The sequence below is a fragment of the Gimesia sp. genome, assembly GCF_048260065.1.
GTDB lineage: Bacteria > Planctomycetota > Planctomycetia > Planctomycetales > Planctomycetaceae > Gimesia.
In genome coordinates, this window is sequence record NZ_JBLXHC010000010.1 from 140,559 (window position 1) to 166,348 (window position 25,790).

Below are 25,790 nucleotides of genomic sequence, written 5' to 3' on the forward strand. Positions count from 1 at the left end.
TGAGAACCTGGTTCTCGCCTCTTTTTTTATGGTTTGAACTCTTTGTATTCGATCCCAAAGGTTTCAGCGACCGCACGATTGGTCACCTGCCCCTGATGGACGTTGACCGCTGTCAGCAGGCCGTGGTTCTGTGCACAGGCCGTATTCAAGCCTTGATTGGCGAGTCTGAGTGCATATGGCAGCGTCACATTACACAAAGCATAGGTGCTCGTACGACCGACTGCACCGGGCATATTCGCCACGCAATAGTGCACAACACCGTCGACCACAAATGTCGGATCGGAGTGCGTTGTCGGCCGCGTCGTTTCGATACAGCCCCCCTGATCAACGGCAACATCAATCAGCACGGCACCAGGTTTCATCATTTTCAATGCGGACCGAGGAACCAGAACCGGCGCACGGGCTCCGGGAATCAATACCGCACCGATCACCAGATCGGCCAGTTCCAGTTCTGCCCGGATATTGTGTCGATCGCTATAAAGGGTATTCACATTGGCAGGCATGATATCTTCCAGGTACCGTAGTCGGTCGACATTGATATCAAGAATCACGACATCCGCCTGAAAGCCTGCGGCAATTTGTGCTGCGTTTTTTCCAACCACTCCCCCTCCCAGAATGACAATGTGCGCAGGGGGAACACCGGGGACTCCTCCCAGTAGAATCCCGCGCCCCAGCTGCGGACGTTCCAGATATTTTGCCCCTTCCTGAATACTCATTCGGCCCGCGACTTCGCTCATCGGTGTCAGCAAAGGCAGTTGACCATGCGGGCCTTCCAGGGTTTCATAGGCAACCGCAGTAGCTCCCGTCTCCAGAAAGCCACGCGTTAATTTCTCATCAGCGGCGAAATGAAAATAGGTAAACAGTATCTGGCCTGGTTTCAACAGAGCCCATTCTGTTGGCTGAGGCTCTTTAACCTTGATTACCATATCCGCGTGGGCAAACAGTTCCTCTGCCGTTTCGACAATCTCGGCCCCATTCTCTTCATAGAGTTCGTCGGGAATCCCACTTCCCAGACCGGCCCCTCGTTCGATCAGCACGGTATGCCCGGCAGCTGTCAGCTCTTCGGCCCCCACCGGAATCAATGCTACGCGATACTCATCCTGTTTAATTTCACGAGGGACTCCAATAATCATGCTCTTCTCCCAATTACATCTCAGACTGCAGACTGGTATGATACGACCATAGACATTATACGCTTTATTTTCTTATTATTCGTCTGAATTTTATTGCCGTCTTGAATCTTAAACACTGCAATAGATTAACATTACAGAGACACTTAGCAGGAAAGCTCGATTTTTAGCCGTGACCGTTCCCTTCACTGACATCCAGAAACAGGCAGCCTTAACTCTCATCAAACTCGCTCTGGAAGAAGATCTGCAGCAGACAGGTGATCTGACCTGCCAGGCACTGATTGACCAGTCGGATCAGGCAGAAATCCAGATTGTCGCGCGACAACATGGAATCCTGGCCGGCTCTCCGATCACATCACTCATCTTCAGTGAACTGGATCCTGCAGTCGTCTGCACTCATCATCTCTCAGACGGAGAGACGCTGGAACCAGGTTCAATCGTTACGACTTGTGCCGGCCCTCTTGCTTCAATTCTGACTGGTGAACGGACTGTATTAAACTTTATGACGCATCTGTGTGGAGTCGCCTCGCTCACGGCCCGATATGTGGAAGCGGTCGCCGGGACGAACGCAACCATTCTGGATACGCGCAAAACACTTCCTGGCTGGCGCGTTCTGGAAAAATATGCAGTCGCTGCCGGCGGAGGTACGAACCATCGCATGGGTCTGTATGATGGGGTTCTGATTAAAGACAATCATCTAGCGGGCTGGGCATCTCGCGCTTCTCAACCGACCATTGCCGCTGCGATTCAGCAGGCACGCGAATCAGTCAATGGTCAGAAACCGATAGAGGTTGAAGTGGACACGCTGGATCAACTGGCGGATGCGTTACAGGCAAAACCCGAGATCGTGCTGCTCGATAACATGACACCAGAGATCATCAAACAGGCGATTGAGTTACGGAACGCTAATTCGCCGACAACGCTGCTGGAAGCATCCGGAGGCATTACGCTTGAGAGTCTCCGCAGTGTGGCAGAAACCGGTGTCGAACGCATCAGTGTGGGAGCGCTCACACATTCTGTGATTTCACTGGATTTGGGATTCGACTGGAAACGCCGTACTTGATGAAAACTCCTGCGATTCCAGATTACCTTTCAATACGATTAGATCTTCACCCATGAAAAACCCGGTTGCCAACGACACTGCTCTCGCTCCTCTTGAGGACCGCCCATTGTATGTGCGTGGCGCGATTGTCTGGCTGCTGCTGTTTTTTATCGCCTTCATCAGTTTCACCCTTCCTAACAGCAATCCGGCAACCAGCCGCTGGGATGTATTTACTTATCTTCCCGTCCTGCTGATTGATCTGGTTGACCCTCTGCCCGTTGAAAATGCCCCTCCCTCAGGTTGGGCCTTTTTTCCGCAGCGGTTACCTTTGATGGGAATTGCTTTGACCGTCCTCGCTGGCGCCTGGGGACTGGGTATCCTGCTGACCCGACTCATCAAAGTTCCGCCGAATCCTTTCACTGCAGAGCGTACCGTATTTGCATATGGAGTTGGGATCTCTACGGTTTCCCTGCTGACACTGGGAGGCGGACTGCTGGGAATCCTTTCACAAGGACTCTGTTACCTGACGTTAATTCTCTCAGCCCTGATCGGCTTCCTGTCTGCAGTTCAGGAATCAAAACAGAAAACGGGAACCCTGATTCCATTCCAGCTCAAGCTGCCGGAAGCCTTTGGGTATGAGGAATTGTTTCGGATGATCTGCATCCTGCTCATGTCACCGTTTGTTTTGAGCATGTTACTGGGTTCGATGCTGCCTTCGACCGATTACGATGTACTGGAATATCATTTTGGTGGCCCGAAAGAATACTATCAGCAGGGATATATTGGTTTTCTGCCTCACAATATTTATACAAGTTTCCCCTTCCTGACTGAGATGTTGACGCTGCTGGCGATGACATTAAAAGCAGACTGGTTCTCGGGTGCGCAGGCCGGCAAACTGATTCTGATGACGTTTTCCCTGTTCTCCGCATTGGCCGTGTTTACGACTGCCCGTCGCTGGTTCGGTGCGCATGCAGGCTGGCTGGCGGTGACGATCCTGTTGACAACTCCCTGGACGTATCGGATTTCGATAATTGCCTATACCGAAGGTGCACTCTCTTTTTATCTGATCGCCAGTCTGTTGAGCCTGATACTTGCGATTGAAGCATTGATCAAATGGTCGCAACCTGAATCACCGGATGACGCAAACTCCTCTGTACTCAAGACGGCTCCCCCCTCCTCTCTGTGGGCGTTTACCTGTCTGACCGGTTTCCTGTCCGGCTCGGCAATGGCCTGCAAGTATCCGGGAGTGCTTTCCGTTGTCATTCCCCTGGGCATGACACTGCTGGGTTTCAGCTGGGTTCTGTTAAAACAGGAGCAAAAACTGCGAAAGACCGTCACGCTCAAGCTGGCCGTCCTGTTCTCAGCCGGAACGCTGCTCGCCATTGGACCGTGGCTGTTGAAAAACCTGGTGGAGACGGGAAACCCGGTCTACCCGTTACTCTATTCTGTATTTGGCGGAACCGACCTGAGTGAAACACTCAACCAGAAATGGAAAGGCGGGCATAGTCCCAAAGATCACAATCCCGTTGATCTGGTGGTGAAACTGATTGATGTCACATTCAAAAGCGACTGGTTAAGTCCGCTGCTTTTCAGCCTGGCACCACTGGCATTCCTGAAAACCCAGCATCGTCGTCTGATTTTCTGGCTCTGGATTTATGTCGGATTTCTGTTTCTTTCCTGGTGGGTATTTACGCATCGGATCGACCGCTTCTGGATTCCCATGATCCCAGTGGTCGCCGTCCTGGCGGGAATCGGAGCGACCTGGTGTTCCCGTACGATCTGGAAAGTCAGTCTGTCGGCGGCCATTCTGCTGGCAGTCCTGTTCAACCTGGGAATCACGACCAGCGGTCTGAGTGGATACAACGCTTATCTGGACGACATGCGTCATGCAGAAAAGTTTGCGATCGAGATGACTGGACCGGAAATTCTGCTGTTGAATCAGATGAAGTTAAAACCGGATCAGGTTGTGCTCTCGGTTGGCGACGCCGAACTGTTTTATGCAGAGTTCCCGGTCGTGTATAGCACTGTCTTTGACGAAGATATCTTCAAGCTGTGGACTGCGGAAATCAAATCAGACACGCCGGACAAAGCACTGAAAATGAAACCGGCCAGTGAAATCGAAGCGAAATTCAAAACAGAGCACATTGCCTATGTGTATGTGAACTGGGCAGAAATATTAAGATACCGACTCCCGGGCTCTTATGGATACTCCGATTACGTCACTCCTGCCCGCTTTAAAAAGCTGGTCCAGGAAGGCGTTCTCAAACAGCCTTTGCCAAACCGGTTCAGTTTCCGCAATCTCGATACATTCAGTAAACGAGACTTGAAGGTTCTGCTGGAATGGGCACCGGAACTGGTCGTAGAGCGCGAAGGTGAGCGCTATTTCATCACAGCTCAGATTTTTCCGGTCGCCACTTCACCTTGAAGTTTCAAGCAGGCCGCTCAACCCACGGGGGGTACAAAGTCGTTTATTTCACGACGTGCAGCACGAAGATCCCGGGCAAAATCAGGAATGATGATATCGCTGTCATCCAGATTCTGATACCCGCGTGGTTTGCTCTCCAGGAGACAAAACCGTTCAAATTCATCGATGTGAATCGATTCGCAATTGATGGCTTCCGCCAGTTTTTCATCTGCCATATTCATAATCAAATCCCCCTCCTGTACAGACTGCGAGGCTGACTGCCCCACAAATCGCATCACGTATTTTATCTAACTGGAGAGCAAAAACCTAGAAAAATCTGACGAGACACTTCCACTTTCGTGTCTAAAATGTCACAAAGCCATGATACCAAAGTACATATATCAACGTTCACAATCAATTATCCTGTTTATATCGGGCGAACCTTTACTGATTCTGAACCGTCCAACTGGGGGGCATTGACCATCGACGCCGGGAATTCAATAATGGGTCTCTGCTACATTTTATCGAACCTACATTAGTATATCTGAGCCAATTATGAGTACGAGTTTATCAAATGTGCCTGACGCATCAGGTCGTTTTGGAGAATTTGGTCGACGTTTTGTCCCTGAAACCCTGATGCACGCTCTCGAAGAGCTGACGCAGGAATACGAGAAAGCGAAACAGGACCCTTCGTTCCAGGCAGAACTGGACGACCTGCTCAAAAACTACGTCGGACGGCCCAACCCGCTGTACTTCGCGGAACGACTGACCGAATTCTGTGGGGGCGGGAAAATCTTCTTTAAACGGGAAGACCTGAATCATACCGGCGCCCACAAAATTAATAACACCATCGGCCAGGCGTTGCTGACAATGCGGATGGGAAAAAAACGGGTGATTGCCGAAACGGGAGCCGGTCAGCACGGCGTTGCTTCCGCTGTTGCCTGTGCCCGCTTTGGACTCGAGTGTATTGTCTATATGGGAGAAGAAGATATCCGCCGTCAGAAGCTGAATGTCTTCAACATGAAAATGATGGGAGCAGAAGTTCGCGCCGTCACCAGTGGATCGCGCACACTCCGAGACGCCGTCAATGAAGCGATGCGCGACTGGATGTCGAGCGTGGAAACCACTCATTACATCATCGGCTCCGTGATTGGACCGCATCCCTTCCCGATGATGGTCCGGGATTTTCAGTCCGTCATTGGAAAAGAATCACGGGCACAGTGTCTCGAACAGACGGGTCGCCTGCCCGATCATGTTATTGCCTGTGTCGGCGGAGGTTCCAACTCCGCAGGCATGTTCTACCCCTTCATCGACGATGAATCCGTCAAGCTGACAGGAGTGGAAGCTGGAGGCAGAGGTCCCGAACCGGGCGAACATGCCAGCACACTCAGCTATGGTGCCAAAGGTGTACTGCATGGCAGTTTTGGTTACGTTTTGCAGGACGATGACGGCCAGACGATGGACGTGCATTCCATTTCTGCAGGTCTGGATTATCCCGGAGTTGGTCCTGAGCACAGCTACTGGAAAGACTCGGGACGCGTCAACTATACCGCCATCACCGATGATGAGGCCCTGGAAGGCTTCCAGACCATGGCGAAACTGGAAGGGATTATTCCCGCGATTGAATCTTCACACGCCATTGCCCATGCGATTAAAGCGGCCCGGGAAGCTGGTCCCGATGAAACGATTGTCGTCTGCTTATCCGGGCGCGGCGATAAGGATGTGAATGAAGTGGCCCGCCTGTTAGGACGGGAAATCTAATCTCACTGTTCCATTTGTCCCCTGCATCTGTCTCCTGATCATTTACATAAAGTAGTACCGCGAATCGTGACAACATCCATCTCTGAAAAATTTGCCCAGGTCAAATCTGAAAATCGTATGGCATTCATGCCTTTTATCACCGCCGGTGACCCTGACCTGGAAACCACCGCAGATGTCCTTAAAGAACTGGCGGCGCAAGGCGTCGATCTGGTTGAAGTCGGTTTTCCTTACAGTGACCCGATCGCCGATGGTCCTGTCATTCAGGCATCTTATACGCGTGCACTCAACAACAAATTTCACGTTCACGATCTGTTTGAAACTTTGAAATCACTTTCTGCTGACGAAACGGTTCAGCTTCCACCTCTGGTTGCCATGGTTTCGTATGCCATCATCTTTCGCTATGGCGCAGAAAAGTTTTTGCAGGAAGCAGCAGGAGCCGGCTTCTCGGGTCTGATCGTACCGGACCTCCCCGGCGATGAAGCATCCGATTTCGCAGAGCAGGTCAAGTCCAGTAACCTGGATCTGGTGCAACTGGTCTCCCCGCTGACTCCGGAAGGTCGAACCAGACGCATCGTGCAGACGGCCAGCGGATTTATCTATTGTATTTCAGTCGCGGGAACAACCGGCGTTCGCGATGAACTGCCGCCTGAACTGACAGCTCACCTCGAATCATTACGGGAATTGACAGACCTGCCTTTAGCGGTGGGCTTTGGAATCAGTAATCCGGAGCACGTCAATACGCTCCGCGGAAAAGCGGATGGATTTATTATCGGCTCTGCGATTGTGAAGCAGTTCGCCGCATTCTCTGATGAAAATCAGAAGCGAGAAGACGTCATTGCCCGTATTGGTGAGTATGCAGGTCAGATGGCGGCAGCAACCCGGGGCTGATCTTTACGGTTTCTTTCTGGCTCCGGGGTTTTTGCGCACAAATGGGTAGAACCAGACTCCGTAAGGCAGGTATTCAGGAACGATCAGTTTTTTTAATCGCTTCGGGTTTGCCAGCTTCCAGCCATACTTTCCTGCAAGCAGTTCAGCGGGCACACCGGCTGCGGAAGCATGTTTTTCCGTCGCCGGGAATGAATCAACTATTTCGACTGTACCGATCAGAACGCCGGTTGGAAGCGTATCCACGTCGATATCAGCTTTCAACGCTGCTTTTTCCGCATGGGGTGTGGTCGCCAGTTTTTTGGAGGCGTAAACATAAATCGTCCCTCGAATCTGTGTCTGGCTGGAGCGAATTTCAATCGTCTTTTCGCCACGCAGAATCAGTTCTGCCCAGGGTTGCCGGATACCCAGAGCGGGCAGACTGTGATCGGGGTGTGAAATCGGTTTCGTCATCGAATCGCTATACTTCAAAAGATTCATGATACTGGGGAATGATTGGGTCCTCATCACACTGGTCCCGGATCAACGCTGCCAGGGCAGTCGCCGACTCCGGTTCGCCATGCACCAGAAAGACCTGCCCGATGTTGCCGCGCTTTGCCGATTCCTCATACCACCATTTAAAATCCTCGACATCGGCGTGCCCGGACAGACCGCTTAACTGAACCACCTTCGCTTTGACCTCGTAATAACGATCAAAAATCCTGACCTTCGGATCTTTATTCTGCAGACGCCGACCTAAGGTATTGGCGGCCTGGTAGCCCATGAGCACCACCGTATTTTCCGGATCGGAAATTCCATTTTTCAGATGATGGCGCACGCGACCATTTTCACACATCCCGCTTCCGGCAATGACGACGAATGCCCCTTTGCGTTTATTGAGCGCAATACTTTCCTCTCGCGAGGAAACATAATCCAGCAGAGAAAATCCGAAAGGATCCCGGTCGGTGGAGATCACTGATTGCACTTCATTGTCCATATCATGCAGATGCGCACGAAAGACGGAAACCAGCCGTGTTGACAGAGGGCTGTCTACAAAAATGGGAATATGCGGAAGTCGTTTTTCATTATAGAGGTCATTCAGATAATAGATGATCTGCTGAGTACGCCCGAGACTGAACGCCGGAATGATCACGCGCCCTTCCAGTCGGTAGGCTTCATCCAGAATCTGTGCCAGTTCCTCTTTAACATCCGATGCCTTTTCGTGAACCCGATTCCCATAGGTACTCTCTGAAATCAGTACCTCACAACCTGCGATCAGTTCCGGATCTCTGAGTAAAGGCAAATCGCGTCGCCCCAGATCGCCGGTAAAGACCAGATGCCGCCACTCGCGCTGATCTTTGATCTTCATCTCGATGATCGCCGATCCCAGAATATGACCGGCATCCAGAAAACGGACCTTGAGGTCATCGCCTAGCTCGTGCCATTCCTGATACTCCAGACGTTCGAATTGTTTCGCCACTCCCGTAACATCATCTTCGGAATACAGGGGTTCAATCGGCGGGTGCTTGTCTGTCAGCTTTCGCGCGAGATAACGTGCATCTTCTTCCTGAATCCGTGCGCTGTCTTTCAACATGATCTCAGCAATATCTGCAGTCGCCGAGGTGCAGAAGATCGGCCCTCGAAATCCTTTATTGTAGAGTCGTGGCAGATTCCCGCAATGATCCATATGACCATGCGATAGAAACACCGCGTCCAGTGATTCCGGGGGATAAGCAAAGTGACTGTTTTTCAGATACGATTCTTCCCGGTGTCCCTGGAATAGTCCACAATCCAGCAAAATGCGGCGGGAGTCGGTTTCGATTAAATGCTGGCTGCCCGTGACTTCTCCAGCAGCTCCCAGAAACGTAATTTTCATCGATTGGCTTCATTTCCAGATCAGTTAACAGGATCGACATTAGATTTCCAAATCTATCTTCTGATTCAGACCACAATCTCCTGTTCATTCTGAGTTGCTGTCCCGGTCCGTTCAGAGATGCTGTAGGAATCCTGATGGCGGCCTGTGTAAGCGACAATCAGTTCTGCCAGCAATCCCAGGCTGATGGCCTGACCACCCAGAAAGGTTGCTGCAATCGAATAAGCTAACAGAGGTCGACTCCCAATCGGTCCGAAACCCATACCGAACAGGTTCGTCAGAATCCAGATCAGCCCCAGATACCCCAGGCCCAGAAATCCGATTGAAAGAAAGCCCAGACCAATGGCTCCCAGCATGTGCTGAGGACGTTGTCCGTAACCTGTCAAAAAACGGACGGTTAACAGATCCAGAAACCCTCTAAGAAATCGACGGACGCCGTACTTCGAATGACCGTGCTGTCGCTCGCGATGATGGACCGGAATTTCAGTGACTCTAAAACCACGGGCGTCTGCCAGTACGGGAATGAACCGATGCAGTTCTCCATAGATCCGAATTTCTGCGGCTACTTCTTTTCGAAATAATTTGAAGCCGCAATTGTGATCGTGCAGCTGTAGTCCGGTCAGTTTGGCAATCATCCAGTTAAAGACTTTGCTTGGGTAGACTTTATGCCAGGGATCAAGACGGCGTTCTTTCCAGCCATTGACGACATCATAACCTTCATTGAGTTTCTCCAGAAACCGGGGAATCTCTTTCGGGTTATCCTGCAGGTCGGCATCCATCATCATAATCACCGAACCGCGAGCGGCTCGCATACCAGCCGTCAGTGCGGCTGCTTTGGCAAAATTGCGACGAAAGCGAATCCCCGAAACCCGGTCATCTTTTGCAGCCATGCCTGAAATAATTTCCCAGGATCGGTCGGTCGAACCGTCGTCGATAAAAATTACTTCCAGATCGATGTTATGCTGCTGGCTCGTGTCACAGATTTCCTGATAGAGCTGTGGCAGACTTTCGGATTCATTCAACACCGGGATCATGATAGAGAGCACAACACACACCTTTCGCTCATATTATAAATCTATTCAGTTTTATCTGTATCGGCAGCCGACTGCTTCGAGACGGAATCACCGTCTGAAACAGCCTGAACTCCTAAACTATAGTATAAAACAAAGGCAGACAGTAATTCACTAGCAAATGAAACGATTCGTATCAATATCGCAGCAACAAAGGCATTCACATCACCGATTACCGCAGAACCGGCAAGAATTGCCGAGATTAACCCTTCCCGTACACCAAGTCCGGCGGGAGCAAACAGCGCCAGAAACCCCAAAGCGTACGCAGCCGACACGGCGGCTATCCAGCGAGGCCATTCTTGCCAGACCAGTCCCTGATCGCTGATCGAAGCCAGTGTCAGTCCGAGACTCAAACCATGCAGGCTCCAGCTGAGTAAAAACATCAATACACCAGCATAGAGCAGTCGCAGGGAAAAGTCCGGCTGTGGTGCTTCCGCTGTCGCTTCCACATTCGAGCGTGTGAATTTCTTTGAGAACAGATTCAACAACCGCGCCACCAGGGGGAGTGACACAAAGAGTACAATCAGGATGAGAGTGGGAACCACGAAAGGGTGTGACTGAATATATTGAACCCACGCGGGCCACTCATCCAGTTGGCTGGCGTCGATCACAAACGGAATTAATGCCAGAAACAGAACCAGTCCCACTCCCATCACCGCCAGTGTTTCATAGGCGGCTGTCACTGCTGCGACCGAAACACGAACACCAGATTCTTTGAGCAACGTGGCACGAATCAAGAGAACAGTGACTTTACCGGGAATGTACTTTCCCAGGTGACCACAATAATAAGCACGCGCTGTTGGCCAGAAACCGACTGTTTCCCCGGAAGCCAGCATCAGCTTCTGCCAGAACCAGACGGAAGGCAACCAGGCAATGAAGTAGCAGATACCAGACAAAATCAGCCAGCCGGGGCTGATCTGAATGTCGGAGATTGCTTCCTGCTGCTGTTCGTAGAGTTGTGCTCCCTGCTTCCAGACAAAGTAGAGCACCAGCGCCAGCAGTCCCCATTTCGTTAACTTCCAGGCGAGAGCGGAGCCAGTCGTTTTTGCAGGTACGGCTGAGTTGTCAGACATGAAAGATCAGACTTTGAGAGAAAGCGTAACAGAAGAAAAATCGCAAAACCGGCTAGCTGGCGGGCTGACTTTCCTCACTGTTTTTCAAAAACAACTTCTTCACCGAATCACGCAGCAACACCACAATCGTGGCAATTCCCAACATGGTGCCAAACGGGAACATCGGACATTCACAGATAGCAACGATCATACAGAACCGGTAGTTTTCGTAACGTGCCAGCGACTGCCCCGCCAGAATGATACAGAATAAAATTGCAATTCCAATTAAAAGCAGCACCACACCAAACCCGATCATCAGAGATGCTTCCAGTTCCGTACGCGACTGTTCCAGAAAATCTCTGGCAGCATCCGAGACGACCTTGATCGCCCAGTAAAAAATCACGGTCCCAAATACGCTCAGAATACCAAAAAGAATCTGTAATTTGGAAAGCAACTGCAGATGTCGCTGATCACGGTCCATACGAAGCGTCCATTTCATTCAGACGGGTACAATAAATATTTGAAACGGTAATAGTGGAAGTTCAACTTCCACCCATAATTATGGCACTGTTTCTGCCTGAGGTACAGGAATCGGCTGTGGTTTTCCGGACTCGCGAAAGGCACCCGTCTCCAGAAATCGCAGCGTATGTGCAATCGTCTCCGGATCGTTCATCATAAATGAATGCAGAACGGGCAGCATGATAAAGTCAGCTGCTCCCGGCAGGCGCGTACTGCTGACTGCGACGGTCCCGTCATCATCTCCTCGAATCAGCGGATTATATCCCTTAAGAGTGTTTCGTCCCCCGGCGACGACGCCAAATTCAAAAGGGGGGGTCGGGAGATTGCCGATAAAATCGCTGTTGGCTTCTGTAACCAGTTGCTGACCAGCAGGACCAAAAATGGCTTTGAACAGTAAATTGGAACGGAAGCGATCTGCCATATCCGCTCCCCGGTTGGGTACTCCCAGCATGACCATTCGTTTCACGCGCGGATCGACTTCATCCTGTTGCGAGAGCCACGATCGTACAACCAGCCCTCCCATACTGTGCACCACCAGGTCGATCTCTTCGATTCCCTCCAGTGATTGAATAACCTTTCCCAGATAGCTCGCATTTTCGGGAATCGTCCGCTGTGTACTCGGATAATCGAAGGGGACCACCAGCCAGCCTTTCTCCTGACAGGTCTTCTGCATTTTTACAAACGATTTGGAAGAACGGATGATGCCATGGATCAGAATGACCGCTTTCCCCTGCATGGGGGGGATCTCTTCTGCTTCTCTAATCTCTTGCAGGCGCTGCTGACAATCGGCCAATCCTCCACTGGCATGCCTCTGATCTTTGGGATCCAGCAGGCGATAATGCTTGCTGATGACATGCTGCTGAATCTTCCAGCCCTGAAAGAACTGTACATCACCCCAGAACTGGCGCCCACCCATGGTCTTCATTACTAATTCCTTCGCAGAGTTTAATTCGTTTGTTTTCTTAGCGACAGACGGGGAAACCTCTTCAGCCCGACTGAAAGACGAAAGAAAGACCAATAGCACCAGTCCGGTCCAGATGGAGAAAAGATGCCTCATATCCTCTGCTCTCCGGTACTAACTTTCCTGTAAAAAAGGTAAACTGTTTTCAGGCATTGTATCGATTTCCCGAATCCATAAGAATGCCTTTTAAATCAGCGTCTGTTTTTTTTATGATGACCTGCCTGATCAACGGCAGTACTGATTTCCGTATCAATAACCCCTCAATTATGCATATTATCAATTCCCCCGGGAAGGACAGTTTCAAAAATGGATCAGCAATCGAGTTTAGCAGATAATCCCCTTCTGGTTTTAGAGGGGCTTCCCCGTTTCGATCGTATTGAGCCTCAGCATATTCAACCTGCAGTCAAAGCACTACTGGAGCAGTCAGAAGCGGGTCTGAAAAAAATTGAAGCCGAAGCGCAACCCACCTGGGAAGGCTTAATGCAGCCTCTGGAAGAACTGGATTATCCGTGGGAACGATCCTGGGGTTCAGTGGGACATCTGCTGGGGGTGAAAAATACTCCTGAAATCCGGGAAGCCTACGAAAGCGTTCTGCCGGATATCGTGGCCTTCTCATTAAGCGCCAGACAGAGCAAACCCATCTACGAAGCATTGGTCACTTTGCGCGACAGTGAAAACTGGAATACGCTCAATGATGCACAAAAACGAATTATCGAAAAACGGATTCTGTCCGCAGAGCTGGCAGGGATTGGGCTCTCCGGCGAACAACTGGTCCGGTTCAATGAAATTGCCAGAGAACTTTCGAGCCTGTCTACAAAATTTGCCAACAATGTACTGGATGCAACCAAAGCCTTCACACTGGTGATTACGAATGCCGATGATGTAGCCGGCTTCCCCGACAGTCTCAAGCAGTTGACGGCACAATCTTATAACAGCTGGGATAACAAAACACCTGATGTCGAAGCGACCCCCGAAGCGGGTCCCTGGCGCATCAGCCTGGACTTTCCCTGCTTCGGCCCGTTCATGCAACACTGTCGTAATCGTGAATTAAGGGAAAAAGTATATCGTGCTTTTATCACGCGTGCTTCAGAAGGTGACATCAATAACGAACCATTGATTCCAGAGATTCTCAAGTTGCGTAAAGAGAAAGCGCAACTGCTGGGATATGCCAACTTCGCCGAAGTCAGTCTGGCAGAAAAGATGGCCCCCAGCATCGATGCCGTGCTTGAGATGGAAGAGCGCCTGCGAACCGCCTCCTTTGATAACGGCCAGCAGGATCTGAAAGATCTGCAGGAATTCGCTGCTGCACAAGGTGAAACGGAACCCATTATTCAATGGGACTTCGCTTTCTGGTCAGAACGTCTGCGCGAACAGCGATTCAGTTATACCGATGAAGAACTGCGACCTTACTTTTCACTGGAAAAAGTACTGGATGGCCTGTTTCATCTGGTCAATCGCATCTTTGGCATTACGGTGACCCAGGTCACGGAAGACATTCCCGTCTGGAATAAGGATGTCCGTTACTTCAACATCGCGAATGAATCTGGCGAAACGATTGCCGGTTTTTATCTCGATCCTTATGCCCGCCCTGCTGACAAACGGGGAGGTGCCTGGATGGACGACTGTCTGGGCCGCAAAATTGTGAACGGAAAAGTACAACTTCCGGTCGCACACCTGGTCTGCAATTCGACGCCGCCTGTGGGTTCCAAACCATCCCTGATGACCTTTCGAGAAGTGGAAACCCTGTTCCATGAATTCGGGCATGGTCTGCAGCATATGCTGACAACGATCAACGAAGCCGACGCGGCAGGCATCAATGGAGTGGAATGGGATGCCGTCGAACTTGCCAGTCAATTCATGGAAAACTGGTGCTATCACAAACCGACTCTGCTGGGCATGGCCAAACACTTCGAAACCGGTGAAACACTGCCCGATGAGCTCTTTGAAAAAATCAAAGCGGCTCGTAATTTTCAGGCGGGTACTCAAATGCTGCGTCAGATTCAGTTTGGCGTCGTCGATTTGAAACTGCACAGCGAATTCGATCCCGAGGGGAGTCAATCCGTTTTCGACGTACAGCGCGAAATCAGTCAAAGCACGTCGGTCCTGCCCATGCTGCCCGAAGATCGGTTTTTATGCTCGTTCCAGCATATCTTTGCGGGTGGTTATGCGGCTGGTTACTTCAGCTACAAATGGGCCGAAGTTCTCAGTGCAGACGCGTTCAGCGCATTTGAAGAAGCAGGGCTCGACGATGAGCAGGCCGTGGAAGAGACCGGACGTCGATTTCGGGACACAATCCTGGCGATGGGAGGCAGTCGTCACCCCATGGATCTGTTCAAAGAATTCCGCGGCCGGGAACCGAGCCCTGAACCGCTTCTACGGCACTCCGGACTGCTGTAAAGGAGGGAAACTCTGCAGGGATGGGGACAGATTTCGAACACTTGTCTAGTAAAAAACCGGTCCCTGCGGCGAAGGGAGGCTACCCGCTAAAATGCTTGCAGGAAATAAGTTCGAGTGATATGATCCGGCGACTTCAGCTGTATCATTTCCCTGCATTTAAAAACTAAACAAGGACGGTAATTTAGATGGCAAATCAGCTTGAGCAGGCGATCAAAGACAAAACGGCAACCATTGGAATTATTGGCTTAGGCTATGTCGGGCTCCCTCTGATTGACGCTTTTGTAAACAGCGGTTTCAAAACCATGGGTTTTGATGTCGATCAATTCAAGGTGGATCAGCTGCAGGCTGGTAAAAGCTATATTCAGCATATCCCCTCCAAAACAGTCGCCAACTGGCTGGAGAAAAAACAGTTCGAAGCAACCGCGGAAGCCTCCCGGATGAAAGAGGCAGATGCCCTGCTGATCTGCGTCCCCACACCGCTGACAACGAGCCGCGACCCGGACCTGACGTATGTGGAGAAAACCACAGAGGCAATCGCTGCCAGCCTGCGTCCCGGACAGCTGGTCGTACTCGAAAGTACCACTTACCCGACAACGACGCGGGATGTAATGCTGCCAATTTTAGATGCGACGGGGCTCAAAGTCGGTGAAGACTACTTTCTTGCTTACAGCCCGGAACGGGAAGATCCTGGTAATCCGGATTTCTCTGCAGCCGGCATTCCCAAAGTGGTGGGCGGGATTGATGAGAACAGTCTGCGTATTGCCGCCGCGTTATACGAACATGCGGTCGTCAATGTCATTCAGGTTTCCTCGGTGGAAATTGCCGAAGCCTGTAAGATTCTGGAAAACACCTATCGTGCCGTGAATATTGCGATGGTCAATGAACTCAAAACGTTATTTGACCGCATGAACATTGATGTCTGGGAAGTGATTGACGCCGCGAAGACGAAGCCTTTTGGTTTTCAGGCCTTTTATCCGGGACCTGGTCTGGGTGGTCACTGTATCCCCATTGACCCGTTTTACCTGAGCTGGCTGGCACGCAAAGAAGGACAGACAACCCGATTCATCGAACTGGCCGGGGAAGTTAATACCCGTATGCCACGCTATGTGATTGACAGACTGTCCGAATTTCTCAATCAGTTTTCCAAACCACTCAAAGGCAGCAAAATCTGCATGCTGGGGGTGGCGTATAAAAAAGATGTCGATGACCCGCGTGAAAGTCCTTCCTTCCATCTGCTGGATCTGCTGCTGGAACGTGGCGTTAATTTTACTTACAACGATCCGCATATTCCGAAACTTCCCAAGATGCGACATCACAATGTCCCTGCCATGGAAAGCCAGGAATTAACGCCCGAATATCTGGCGGAGCAAGATTGCGTGCTGATTGCCACCGATCATACGGCTTACGATTATGACTTCATCGTCAAACACAGTAAGATGATCCTGGATACACGCAATGCGACCAAAAATGTCACTTCCGGTCGTGAAAAAATCTTCAAGGCATAACAGCTTTAACTCAATTGAGCACACAGCCCGGCTTCCTGAAACCGGGCTGTTTTTATTGATCAACTGTGACTATTGCGCACTGTTTACGATTTCCTGAAACGCCTGTTGTGCTTCCTGAAACTGCTCGGGATTCAATACGGGCTTCAGATCAGCAGTGGTATAATCCTGCGACAGTTCCACCCAGGAGTGACAACCGGCAAAACGCGATTCCTGTTCCACTTCGACAGGCTGCTCCCGTCGAAAGACGCGAACCAGTAACACAAACAGTCCCGGATTTTTGTATTCAAACCGCTGCTGGATCGTCTCTGCATTCAATACCTGCAGCGATTGCAGACGCGGGAGCAATGCTGGATCTTTGAGTTCCAGCACAGCTTCGACGACAGAATAGAGTGACAGATTCAACTTCCCGGATTCCGGCTCCTGCGACAAAGGCTGATTCAGCAGACTGCATTTCGCAGGTTGCAGTTGTTCTGCCCCCTGATGAAATCGCGTGGGGAACATCCAGAACTCGCTGTGTTCAACGCGAAAGCCGGCTTCCCCTTCGTGAATGCCTCCTTTACGAACAATCACCGATTGAGTTCCCTGCTCCAACGCAGCGCAGACAGCTCCCCACTCTTTAAATGCGATTCGATTCTGTGACTGCATTACCCTGCCCGTTCACACCTTAAAAACGGAATTACTTCTTCGAGCGCGGATTCTGCATCCAGTACAGATAACCATCTTCTGCACCGACAATCAGGTCTCGCACACCGTCCTGATCCCAGTCGACCGTACAGGGGCTGCTGGTATGTCCGGCCAGTTTTCGAGAACTGAGCGGCCCCATGTTTTTGAGTACGGTTTTTCCGTCGACGGTTTTCTCGTTACGGTAAAAATCGGCGTTCATACTGTTGACCAGCAGGTCGAGCCGTCCATCACCGTCCCAGTCGACAATATGCAGTTTATAGCGTCCACTGCCGCCGGCCCGTTTGGGATTGAGTTGAATCGGCTTCAGAGCTTCATCAACGAAGATCCGTTTACCGGGCAGTAACTTCAAATCCTGCCCCGATCCCGTGCGTTCGAAAAATGCGAGATAACCTTCGTGGTCCAGCATCACCAGATCCATCAGACCATCCTGATTATAATCAACGGCGACAGGCGTGGTTCGCCACTGCGTCACCAGTTGATTACCGCGAGGATTCCACCAGTTCCATTGCGGCTTGGGAACATCACCATTCCATTCCACCTGAATTGTCTGCGCTGAAGCCAGTTCCGGTTTGGTTCTTGTGCCGATATTCTGGTACCAGAGAATTTCTCCCCAGATGGAATTCACCAGTAAATCGGGCAAACCATCCTGATTCCAGTCTGCGACCGTCTGTGTCGTGTATCCCCACTTCGCTTCCGCGGGGCCCTGAATGGAACCATTGGGGCCCGCCTGAATCCGGATGGGTCGTCCTCCCGCTTCCAGATAAACGGGGGCCGCCAGTTTGGGATTTTGAGGATCTCCATCCAGATTTTCGATCAGCCCGATGTAGCCGGCTGTGTTACCGACGATCAGATCTTCATCTCCATCACCATCCCAGTCATACGCATAGGGAGTCGCGAGTGCTCCAAATTTGACTCCGGCAGCTTTCTGACGGAAGTAACGAGGGGGTAGAAACTGAGGTAAGCCCCCCAGAAGTTCTCCCGTATTTTCCATGAAGGCCACCCGACCATCTTCGTCACCAATCACCAGATCAGTATCGCCATCCTGATCCCAGTCAATTGCAGTGGGAACGATCATCTGCAGATCCATCTGCAATGGCCGACCGTTGTAATGCAATCGTCGGCCTGTCACATAACGAGGTTTCGTGCGGGAACCGGTATTCTCAAAATACGTCAGTTGATCCAGAAACTCACCACAGATCAGATCCAGATCGCCGTCATGGTCAAAGTCTGCAAAGCTGGGAGAAGGCCAGCCGAAAACTTCGAGTGGCTGATCGCCGACTTTAATCTTCTCCGGCTTCTCGTACTCCGGCTTTTGATCCGTGCCTGCATTGTTCAGAACATATACGAATCCACGCAGTGGACCATTCGTCCATTGGCCTTCTGAGTTATACGCATCATCCCAGCCGTAATCTCCCCAGTCTCCAACGGCAACGACCAGATCCTGATCGCCGTCACCATCGTAATCAACATAGTACCATTGGTTCGCACGCACTTTCTTTCCGTGTACATTGCGATCCACAGGCAGCTTGCTCAGTTTGTCAAAGCCCTGCTTTTTGAAATTGACCGCTTCCTGTCCCGACACCAGCACACGGGGAACCCCATTCACGTAGGACAGACAGGTATTATGATAACCTTTCCCCAGACGGACTCCCGGTTCAAAGACCGGCATTTTATTTTTGCCGTTGGATCGATTTTCGAAATAGTAAGTTCCATTGGAAGGCTTATCCGGACAGGAGACCAGCAGGTCCATATCACCATCACCATCAAAATCCATCGGTAGTGGCCAGGCCCATAAGCCCACTCCCAGATCAACTTCGAGACCTGGATTGTGATAGGTCAACTGTTCCAGTTCTGCTGCGTCTGCTGCAGAAAATAACAAAAATACTGAAAATAAAGAGACAAAGAATTGAATGCGAGGCTGAGCGACCATAATGGAATTTCCCAAATCGGATTGAGTAGTATCGTTCAATTTGTACTGACGTGCTATAATCCCACGGCTTATAGTGTACCTCTATTTAACTCGAATCTACTGGAAGAATCCAGTCGTTCCATTCCGTACAAAATCAATAAGTTGAAATATAATGAACTGGTTATTGTTATTTCGCCTGCTGGGGCTCGTGGGCATGCTGGTAGGTGCATCCATGGTCTTCAGCCTCCCCTGGGCTTTTCCCGTTTTTGGTGAAGCAACGGAATTCGAAGCAGCTGGATTCTGGGGCATCTGCGGCGCAATCGCCTGCAGCATGGGTTCCGGTTCCCTGTTCTACCTGATCGGCCGAAAAGAGCATGGCACAATCCTGCGGAAAGAGGCGCTGGCTATCGTGGGCCTGAGCTGGATTTATTCCGGGATTCTGGGCTGTCTCCCTTTTCTGTTTTCAGGATCAATGGTCGCGCCGAATGTTCCGATGACCATTCCTGACGCACTCTTCGAATCGATTTCCGGCTTCACAACGACTGGGGCCTCCGTGCTCCGCGAACTGGAAGACCCGGCGCTGGTCCCCCGCTCGGTTCTGTTCTGGCGCAGTTTTACTCACTGCCTGGGCGGGATGGGGATCATTGTGTTGTTCGTCGCCATTCTGAGACATCTTGGCGCGGGGGGAAAGGTACTCATGAAACGGGAAGTTCCCGGCCCCACCAGCGAAGCAGTCAGGCCGCGCGTGCGGGAGTCGGCGATTGTGATGTGGGTCATCTACGTGGCATTCACCCTGGTACTGGCGTTGATCCTGTGGCTGGAAGGGATGAGTGTGTTTGATGCGTTCTGTCACAGCTTTGGCTCGATGGCAACCGGAGGCTTCAGTACTCACAACGCCAGTGTCGGCTATTTCAACAGCTGGCTGATTGAATTTACGATCGCTGTTTTCATGGTCATCGCAGGCACAAACTTCTCACTTTACTTCCTCTCCCTGAAAAACCTGCGTTCGAACGATCACTCATGGAAACACTTCTTTGCCCCTCTGCGGAATGATATTGAATACCGTACGTATTTACTCATCCTGGCCGGGGCGACGATTTTTCTGACATACAATCTGTTGAGCAATCAGATTTACAACAACCTTCCCGAGGCCTTGCGTTACGCCGGGTTTCAGGCGGTGTCGATCATGACGACCACCGGATATGGAACAGGGGATTTCGACACCTGGAATGAATCATCCAAAATGCTGTTGCTGCTGCTGATGTTCGTCGGCGGATGCGCCGGTTCAACCGCTGGGGGCATTAAAGTCATCCGATTCGTTCTGTTTGCCAAAATCATCTGGCTGGAAATCGAAAAATCGTTTCGTCCGAACGTGGTCCGCCCCGTCCGGATTGGTACTACGAATATCGAACAGGGGATCCGCAATGATGTGACCGTTTATTTCAGCCTGGTTCTGATCATTTTCATTTTCAGCAGCCTGTTATTGACGGCGATTGAACCGAACACCGAATGGCGGTTGAATAAACCGGAAAAACTGATCGACTGTACCAGCGCCGTTGTTGCCACGCTCAATAACATCGGTCCAGGCGTCGGAGAACTGGGCCCCACCGAAAACTACGCCGACTTCACCCTCTCCGGCAAAGTCCTGTTAACGGTTTTGATGCTGCTGGGCCGACTGGAACTGTTTGCAATCCTCGTGCTGTTTGTCCCTTCCTTCTGGAAAAACTACTGACAAAAAAGAGCACAGCCCGTGACAGACTGCGCTCTAAAGAAGTGCGTTCGAACGGTATTCGATTACAGCTTTCCTGGCTTTTGCCCGGTTTTATATTTCTTGGGTCCTGTCCCGGAATTGTTCGGATTGTACTCACCAGCCAGATCGGTTTTTGCGCCGTCAGCCGGAATTTTATCTTCCATGCCCAGCGACCATAAGATTCCATTCAAAGCCAGTTTTCTGACATTGGGATCTTTAAAGTCAAACGGATGAGCGGTCGTTGTGAAGAAGACGCGACCTTTGGTTCCATCTTCCCCCGTATAAGTTTTCGTCCAGGCTACGGGATTGTCCAGCGGATATTTATCCAGGTTCCCTTTCATCTGGTGACCGGATTTGAGTGAGTGACCTGTCAGCAAAGGCTGACTGTCGCCAGCCAGCTGATGCCCTTCACTACCTCCGTCGACATGGTACAACCAGGAATACGCTTTGTAGGGTTTCACGCCTCGTAGAATCGGATGATCTTTGACATCATCGTTGATTGTGATTTCAGTGAGATATTCATGTCCGTCGCCGAAGTGACCGTGGTGTGTGATCCATTTCTGACCCACAAGCTCTGCGATTTTTTGATCATTCCATTCTTTATAAGGGCTTTGGGGATCATTGAATTTAAAGGCGTGCGTTGCTGTACGAAAACCGACGACCGGTTTTCCCGATTTGACGTACTTCAAAAAATGCTGAAACTGTTCGGGAGGCAGATCGCGAAAACGGGTAAACAGGACCATCAGATCTGCATCATCCAACGCTTCCAGACCACTGATCGACTTCTGATTTCCCGGAGAGATATTTCCGTCTTCGTCCAGTGAATAGCAAACGGTCACGTCAAAACCGTAATCGCGTTTCAGAATTTTCGCCAGCATAGGCATCGATTCTTCTGACCGATATTCATCGTCCCCGGTTACAAACACAATATGCGGTTTATCAGCTGCCTGCGTTTCTACAGTATGTAACGAGCCCAGTAACAGGGCGAAAAAACCAATCAAGAGAAAAGAACACGATTTCATGAATACTCCTGCCAACGCTGAGGACTTTCAGTATGCGAAGCAGAACAACCAGCTTCGTTTCAGCTTCCATCGTAGCGAACCCGGTAACCTGAAATCAATTGTTGAACAGGAGAACTCTTGACCTTGGCTTTCAGATTCTGCATGCTGGAATCCTGTATTGTTTGTTCTTTTTCCCGTTCCCCACGGGAACTACTTTTCTTTTTGAGTCTCGAATTCCATGAAAACCTTTGCCCCCAGCGTTCAACTGACAGCTTTGCTGATCGTCCTGTTTCTCAACTCGCATTTATCGGCTGCACCGCCAAAGAATCTTCCTGCGGTTTCCGACCAGCATATTCATCAACGGGGCAGCTATCTGAACAGCAAACATAAATTCGAATCGACCAAAACCGGGCATGTCGCATTTCTGGGCGGCTCCATCACGGAAATGAATGGTTACCGCCCGATGGTCATGGAGTTTCTGGAAAAGACCTTTCCGGAAACCAAATTTCAATTCACCAACGCCGGTATCTCTTCAACGTGTTCCAATACGGGCGCTTTTCGCACGAAGCGTGATGTATTGAGCCAGGGACCCGTGGATCTGTTTTTTGTAGAATTCGCTGTGAACGACGACCAGGATGCCGGTCACTCCGCAGCGGCCGCCATTCGTGGGATGGAAGGAGTCATTGCCCAGATCCGCCGCCACAATCCGAATGCAGATATTGTGATGGTACACTTTGTCAATCCTTCCATGCTGGAGACCATTCAAAACCAGAAGAAACCGCTCTCCAGTTCCAGCCATGAACAGGTTGCCCGCCACTACCAGATCTCTACCGTCGACCTGGCCAGTGAAGTCGCCCGCTTGATTGACGCGAAACAACTGACCTGGGAACAGTTCGGAGGCACCCACCCTGCTCCCTTCGGAAATGCCATCTGCGCAGCCATGATTGAAAAACTGCTGACGAAAGCCTGGCAGGAATCGGGAGAATCCGCCAAGCATCCCGTCCCAGAGAAATCGCTCAATCCCCACAGTTTTATGAATGGGCACTTCATCGATATCAAAAATGCGAAAATCGAATCAGGCTGGAAGATCTCAGTTCCGAAATGGGATGACATTCCCGGCAGTAAGCGCAGCCGCTTCACCAGCATTCCCATGCTGACCGCAAATACTGCAGGAGCAGAACTGGAACTTGATTTTGAAGGAACTGCCCTGGGCGTATTCGTAGTCGCTGGTCCCGACGCTGGTATCCTGGAAGTGAGCATTGATGGCGGCCCGTTTCAACCATTCGACCTGTATCATCACTACAGCAAAGGCCTGCATTATCCGCGCTCTGTGGTCTTTAACAGTGAGTTAAAGCCGGGAAAACATCAGGCAAAGATTCGCGTCAGTGAAAAGACTTCCAGCAAAGGACACGCGGCACGGATCATGTCGTTCGAGGGAAACTGAACCCAACGGTTAAAAGAAATCGAGTCGGGCGTCGAACAGTTTCTGGCGGTCGCCTCGATTTTTGAAATCATCCAGCATGGCTTTCATATCGGGTCGCAGAAAATCATTGAACTTCCGCTGACCGTCGATCCTAACTTCCAGTCGTTTATCAAAATCGACCAGCTCCGGGTTGAGCCAGAGTGTATTGATCTTCCCGCCGGAACTGACATAAATCACATTGCCCAGCTTGATGCTGACTTTCAGGCTCACCGGGCGGGCGCGAATACGCTGATTTCCGGAATAACTGATTGGTCGCATAATTTGTGCCGGGAAGTTTTCGGTGCGTACCCAGTAAAACCGGTTATCGATCGGTCTTAAAATTTTCTCTTCCATCTCTTTAGGATATTTCAGCCGCTGGTGCAGTTCCATCCAGTCAAACAGTTTATGAATTTCCTCGTAGTAACTTTCATAACCGCGGCCTTTGTACTCGGCATAAATAATATCGTAGCCATAACGCATCATCCGATTTATCACCAGCGAATTATGCTCCAGTGTATCGCGATCCAGTTCGCCTCCCACGATATAAAATGGTAGATCTTTGGCATTTTGCCAGTAGTGCAGGTTGAAGGCACTTGTTTTACCGGCGATTGGAATCACACCGGCAAACAGATCCGGATGTGACATCCCGATATCAAAGGCAGCATCGGCGCCGGTTCCATGCCCCGACAGAAACACACGATCGGAATCGACATTGAACCGTTTTCTCGCATCACGAATCGATTCAATCACTGTGTAATGTGCGGTGACATTGTCTTCATAATTTTCCTGATCTTTCGAAAGATATTCCGGGGCAATCACAATGTAACCGCGCCGCTGTGACTGGCCGGGACCTTTCTTATACTTTCCCCACCAGCCCAGTACTGAGTTTGCATCCAGAGTGGAAGGCCGCAACGCTACAATCATCGGGTACGTATGATGCGGGTTGTATTCAATTGGTAATAAAACAGAATAGGAGACGGGGACTTCGGCGTTCGGATCTGTCACGTGCACGGTAAAGGAGTTTGAAATATCACGCACCGGCGCATCCAGAATGGGGGGCAGCAACGGAATCATCTGCTTGACGACTGCTTCAGAAACACCTTCCAGCTTACCGAGCGTTTCAAGCATCTGATCATTCAACTGCTCATTTTCACTCCTCAGGTATTCCAATACCTGTGCCCGGGCCGTCCACAGGTTCAACGCAGTATTCAGATCAGTGACAACATTCGCCGCACCGACGATCCAGCCTGAATAAGCCAGCGCCAGTTTTTCCCGCGCGGAGAGTGACTCATCGCTTTCCAGATTCAGGAATGCCCCGAGACGACCGATGGTTTCGAAACTGAGTTGTGACATCACTTCGCGACGATAAGCCTGCAGAAGATTTCTCGTCTCAGGATCTTCAATCTCTGCTTCCAGTTCTCCCAGACGAATCTGTGCTTTATCGATCTGTTCCTGCTGCTGGTGGTACTCATCCTGAACTTCACGGATCTGACGGAGAATGGATTGAGCCACGTTATCGGTGGGAAACTTCATGATCGCATTTTGCGCCAGGCGGTGCTGACCTGCTTTACGGCGCTGATTCAGTTCATCAAGCAGTTGTTGACTTTGCAGTGTGCGTAACTCAGTCACGTAAGACGCGATTTTATCTTTGTACTCAGGGAAATCGCGTTCGATATTTTCAAATGCTTTGCCGGCGGGCAGATACAGACCGGCCTGAATATAAAACCGAGCCACAGCGATGCGCTCATTCGGATTCAGTTGATCGATGGCGCGGTTCAGCATCGCGTCTAAGTTTTCTTCTTTGATCGATGTCGTACGTAGTCCCAGATCCCATTGATGTTTGAGCCCTGTCACCTTGAGATACTGCGGCGTAATCTCGGTCACCCCCTGCAGCAAAGGCAGATTTCCTTTGCTCGTATTCAGGGTTACAGTCCGCCGACCAAATTCATCGAAATCGGTCACATCAATATAGGATCCAACGGTCTTCAACATCTGATTGCGACCCGTGACCCGCTGAGGCAACTTGAAAGTTTCCAGACGGGACAGTTCCTGATCGTGATTTTTTCGTACTACCTGTCTGCGGGGGACGAAATACCGCACCATCCCGTCATCGACCAGATAAATCGGTGCACCGTCAAACGTGCGTGCCGATTCCTGCGGAGGGACGTCGCCTTCCAGTTTCGCTGCCAGCGTATCTGTCAGCCCTAGAATTGGAACCAGTGATCCCCTGATAATCGTGCCATGCTCCAGTTCCACCTCTCCCGCTTGAGCAGTCGAAAGTGGAGACAGCTCCAACCCGAGGAAACAGAGAATCAGCGCATACACAAAACGGGATTGAAATAATCGACCGGAACTGTGTCGGGAATCAGAAACGAACTCAGGAAATAATCGTACAGTCATACTGGT

The 25,790-nt window shown here is 50.7% G+C and carries 20 protein-coding genes; 8 read left to right on the plus strand and 12 right to left on the minus strand.

What is annotated here, in order from left to right; translation table 11 throughout:
- Positions 1-26: 26 nt before the first annotated feature.
- Positions 27-1,133, minus strand: coding sequence for an alanine dehydrogenase (gene ald, locus ACN0YN_RS18835; RefSeq protein WP_417386551.1), 1,107 nt, complete (start codon positions 1,131-1,133; stop codon positions 27-29).
- A gap of 169 nt (positions 1,134-1,302) precedes the next feature.
- On the opposite strand from ald, the gene nadC reads away from it, so the two are divergent.
- Complete coding sequence (nadC, locus tag ACN0YN_RS18840) at positions 1,303-2,193, plus strand: carboxylating nicotinate-nucleotide diphosphorylase (RefSeq protein ID WP_417386552.1); 891 nt, start codon at positions 1,303-1,305, stop codon at positions 2,191-2,193.
- Positions 2,194-2,245: 52 nt separating this feature from the next.
- Complete coding sequence (locus ACN0YN_RS18845; protein WP_417386553.1) at positions 2,246-4,597, plus strand: hypothetical protein; 2,352 nt, start codon at positions 2,246-2,248, stop codon at positions 4,595-4,597.
- 17 nt (positions 4,598-4,614) lie between these two features.
- Here ACN0YN_RS18845 and ACN0YN_RS18850 read toward each other — a convergent pair whose 3' ends face one another.
- Positions 4,615-4,818, minus strand: coding sequence for a hypothetical protein (locus ACN0YN_RS18850; RefSeq protein WP_417386554.1), 204 nt, complete (start codon positions 4,816-4,818; stop codon positions 4,615-4,617).
- A 313-nt stretch (positions 4,819-5,131) separates the two neighbouring features.
- Here ACN0YN_RS18850 and trpB point away from each other — a divergent pair, with 313 nt between their 5' ends.
- Together trpB and trpA are read left to right on the plus strand one after the other, a co-directional pair.
- Positions 5,132-6,337: a tryptophan synthase subunit beta gene (trpB, locus tag ACN0YN_RS18855; protein ID WP_417386555.1), complete on the plus strand. Its 1,206-nt coding sequence runs from the start codon at positions 5,132-5,134 to the stop codon at positions 6,335-6,337.
- Positions 6,338-6,403: 66 nt separating this feature from the next.
- Complete coding sequence (gene trpA / locus ACN0YN_RS18860; protein WP_417386556.1) at positions 6,404-7,225, plus strand: tryptophan synthase subunit alpha; 822 nt, start codon at positions 6,404-6,406, stop codon at positions 7,223-7,225.
- A gap of 3 nt (positions 7,226-7,228) precedes the next feature.
- Here trpA and ACN0YN_RS18865 read toward each other — a convergent pair whose 3' ends face one another.
- From ACN0YN_RS18865 to ACN0YN_RS18890, 6 genes are all read right to left on the minus strand, one after another.
- Complete coding sequence (locus ACN0YN_RS18865; protein ID WP_417386557.1) at positions 7,229-7,675, minus strand: ASCH domain-containing protein; 447 nt, start codon at positions 7,673-7,675, stop codon at positions 7,229-7,231.
- Between the two features lie 7 nt (positions 7,676-7,682).
- Positions 7,683-9,077 carry an MBL fold metallo-hydrolase RNA specificity domain-containing protein gene (locus ACN0YN_RS18870; RefSeq protein ID WP_417386558.1) on the minus strand — a complete coding sequence of 465 codons (1,395 nt, stop codon included), beginning with the start codon at positions 9,075-9,077 and terminating at the stop codon, positions 7,683-7,685.
- Between the two features lie 65 nt (positions 9,078-9,142).
- Positions 9,143-10,108 (minus strand): glycosyltransferase family 2 protein, encoded by a 966-nt coding sequence (locus tag ACN0YN_RS18875; RefSeq protein ID WP_417386684.1) that lies wholly within the window; start codon positions 10,106-10,108, stop codon positions 9,143-9,145.
- Positions 10,109-10,149: 41 nt separating this feature from the next.
- Positions 10,150-11,217 (minus strand): lysylphosphatidylglycerol synthase transmembrane domain-containing protein, encoded by a 1,068-nt coding sequence (locus ACN0YN_RS18880; protein ID WP_417386559.1) that lies wholly within the window; start codon positions 11,215-11,217, stop codon positions 10,150-10,152.
- A gap of 52 nt (positions 11,218-11,269) precedes the next feature.
- Positions 11,270-11,677, minus strand: coding sequence for a hypothetical protein (locus ACN0YN_RS18885; RefSeq protein ID WP_350196375.1), 408 nt, complete (start codon positions 11,675-11,677; stop codon positions 11,270-11,272).
- A gap of 78 nt (positions 11,678-11,755) precedes the next feature.
- Positions 11,756-12,640, minus strand: coding sequence for an esterase/lipase family protein (locus ACN0YN_RS18890; protein ID WP_417386560.1), 885 nt, complete (start codon positions 12,638-12,640; stop codon positions 11,756-11,758).
- Positions 12,641-12,982: 342 nt separating this feature from the next.
- Here ACN0YN_RS18890 and ACN0YN_RS18895 point away from each other — a divergent pair, with 342 nt between their 5' ends.
- Both ACN0YN_RS18895 and ACN0YN_RS18900 read left to right on the plus strand, forming a co-directional pair.
- Positions 12,983-15,073 carry a M3 family metallopeptidase gene (locus ACN0YN_RS18895; RefSeq protein ID WP_417386561.1) on the plus strand — a complete coding sequence of 697 codons (2,091 nt, stop codon included), beginning with the start codon at positions 12,983-12,985 and terminating at the stop codon, positions 15,071-15,073.
- 185 nt (positions 15,074-15,258) lie between these two features.
- Positions 15,259-16,578: a nucleotide sugar dehydrogenase gene (locus ACN0YN_RS18900; RefSeq protein WP_417386562.1), complete on the plus strand. Its 1,320-nt coding sequence runs from the start codon at positions 15,259-15,261 to the stop codon at positions 16,576-16,578.
- Positions 16,579-16,647: 69 nt separating this feature from the next.
- Here ACN0YN_RS18900 and ACN0YN_RS18905 read toward each other — a convergent pair whose 3' ends face one another.
- Entirely contained in the window at positions 16,648-17,223 is a 576-nt protein-coding gene (locus ACN0YN_RS18905; protein ID WP_417386563.1) for a DUF1802 family protein, read from the minus strand.
- A 31-nt stretch (positions 17,224-17,254) separates the two neighbouring features.
- Positions 17,255-19,192: an FG-GAP repeat domain-containing protein gene (locus ACN0YN_RS18910; RefSeq protein ID WP_417386564.1), complete on the minus strand. Its 1,938-nt coding sequence runs from the start codon at positions 19,190-19,192 to the stop codon at positions 17,255-17,257.
- A 151-nt stretch (positions 19,193-19,343) separates the two neighbouring features.
- Here ACN0YN_RS18910 and ACN0YN_RS18915 point away from each other — a divergent pair, with 151 nt between their 5' ends.
- A complete protein-coding gene (locus ACN0YN_RS18915) occupies positions 19,344-20,903 on the plus strand; it encodes a TrkH family potassium uptake protein (protein WP_417386565.1) in 1,560 nt (519 codons plus the stop codon).
- A 62-nt stretch (positions 20,904-20,965) separates the two neighbouring features.
- Here ACN0YN_RS18915 and ACN0YN_RS18920 read toward each other — a convergent pair whose 3' ends face one another.
- Positions 20,966-21,943 carry a ThuA domain-containing protein gene (locus tag ACN0YN_RS18920; RefSeq protein WP_417386566.1) on the minus strand — a complete coding sequence of 326 codons (978 nt, stop codon included), beginning with the start codon at positions 21,941-21,943 and terminating at the stop codon, positions 20,966-20,968.
- 217 nt (positions 21,944-22,160) lie between these two features.
- Here ACN0YN_RS18920 and ACN0YN_RS18925 point away from each other — a divergent pair, with 217 nt between their 5' ends.
- On the plus strand, positions 22,161-23,366 hold the full coding sequence (locus ACN0YN_RS18925) for an SGNH/GDSL hydrolase family protein (RefSeq protein WP_417386567.1): 1,206 nt from the start codon (positions 22,161-22,163) through the stop codon (positions 23,364-23,366).
- Between the two features lie 9 nt (positions 23,367-23,375).
- On the opposite strand, the gene ACN0YN_RS18930 is transcribed toward ACN0YN_RS18925, so the two are convergent.
- Complete coding sequence (locus ACN0YN_RS18930; RefSeq protein ID WP_417386568.1) at positions 23,376-25,784, minus strand: hypothetical protein; 2,409 nt, start codon at positions 25,782-25,784, stop codon at positions 23,376-23,378.
- Positions 25,785-25,790: the final 6 nt, after the last annotated feature.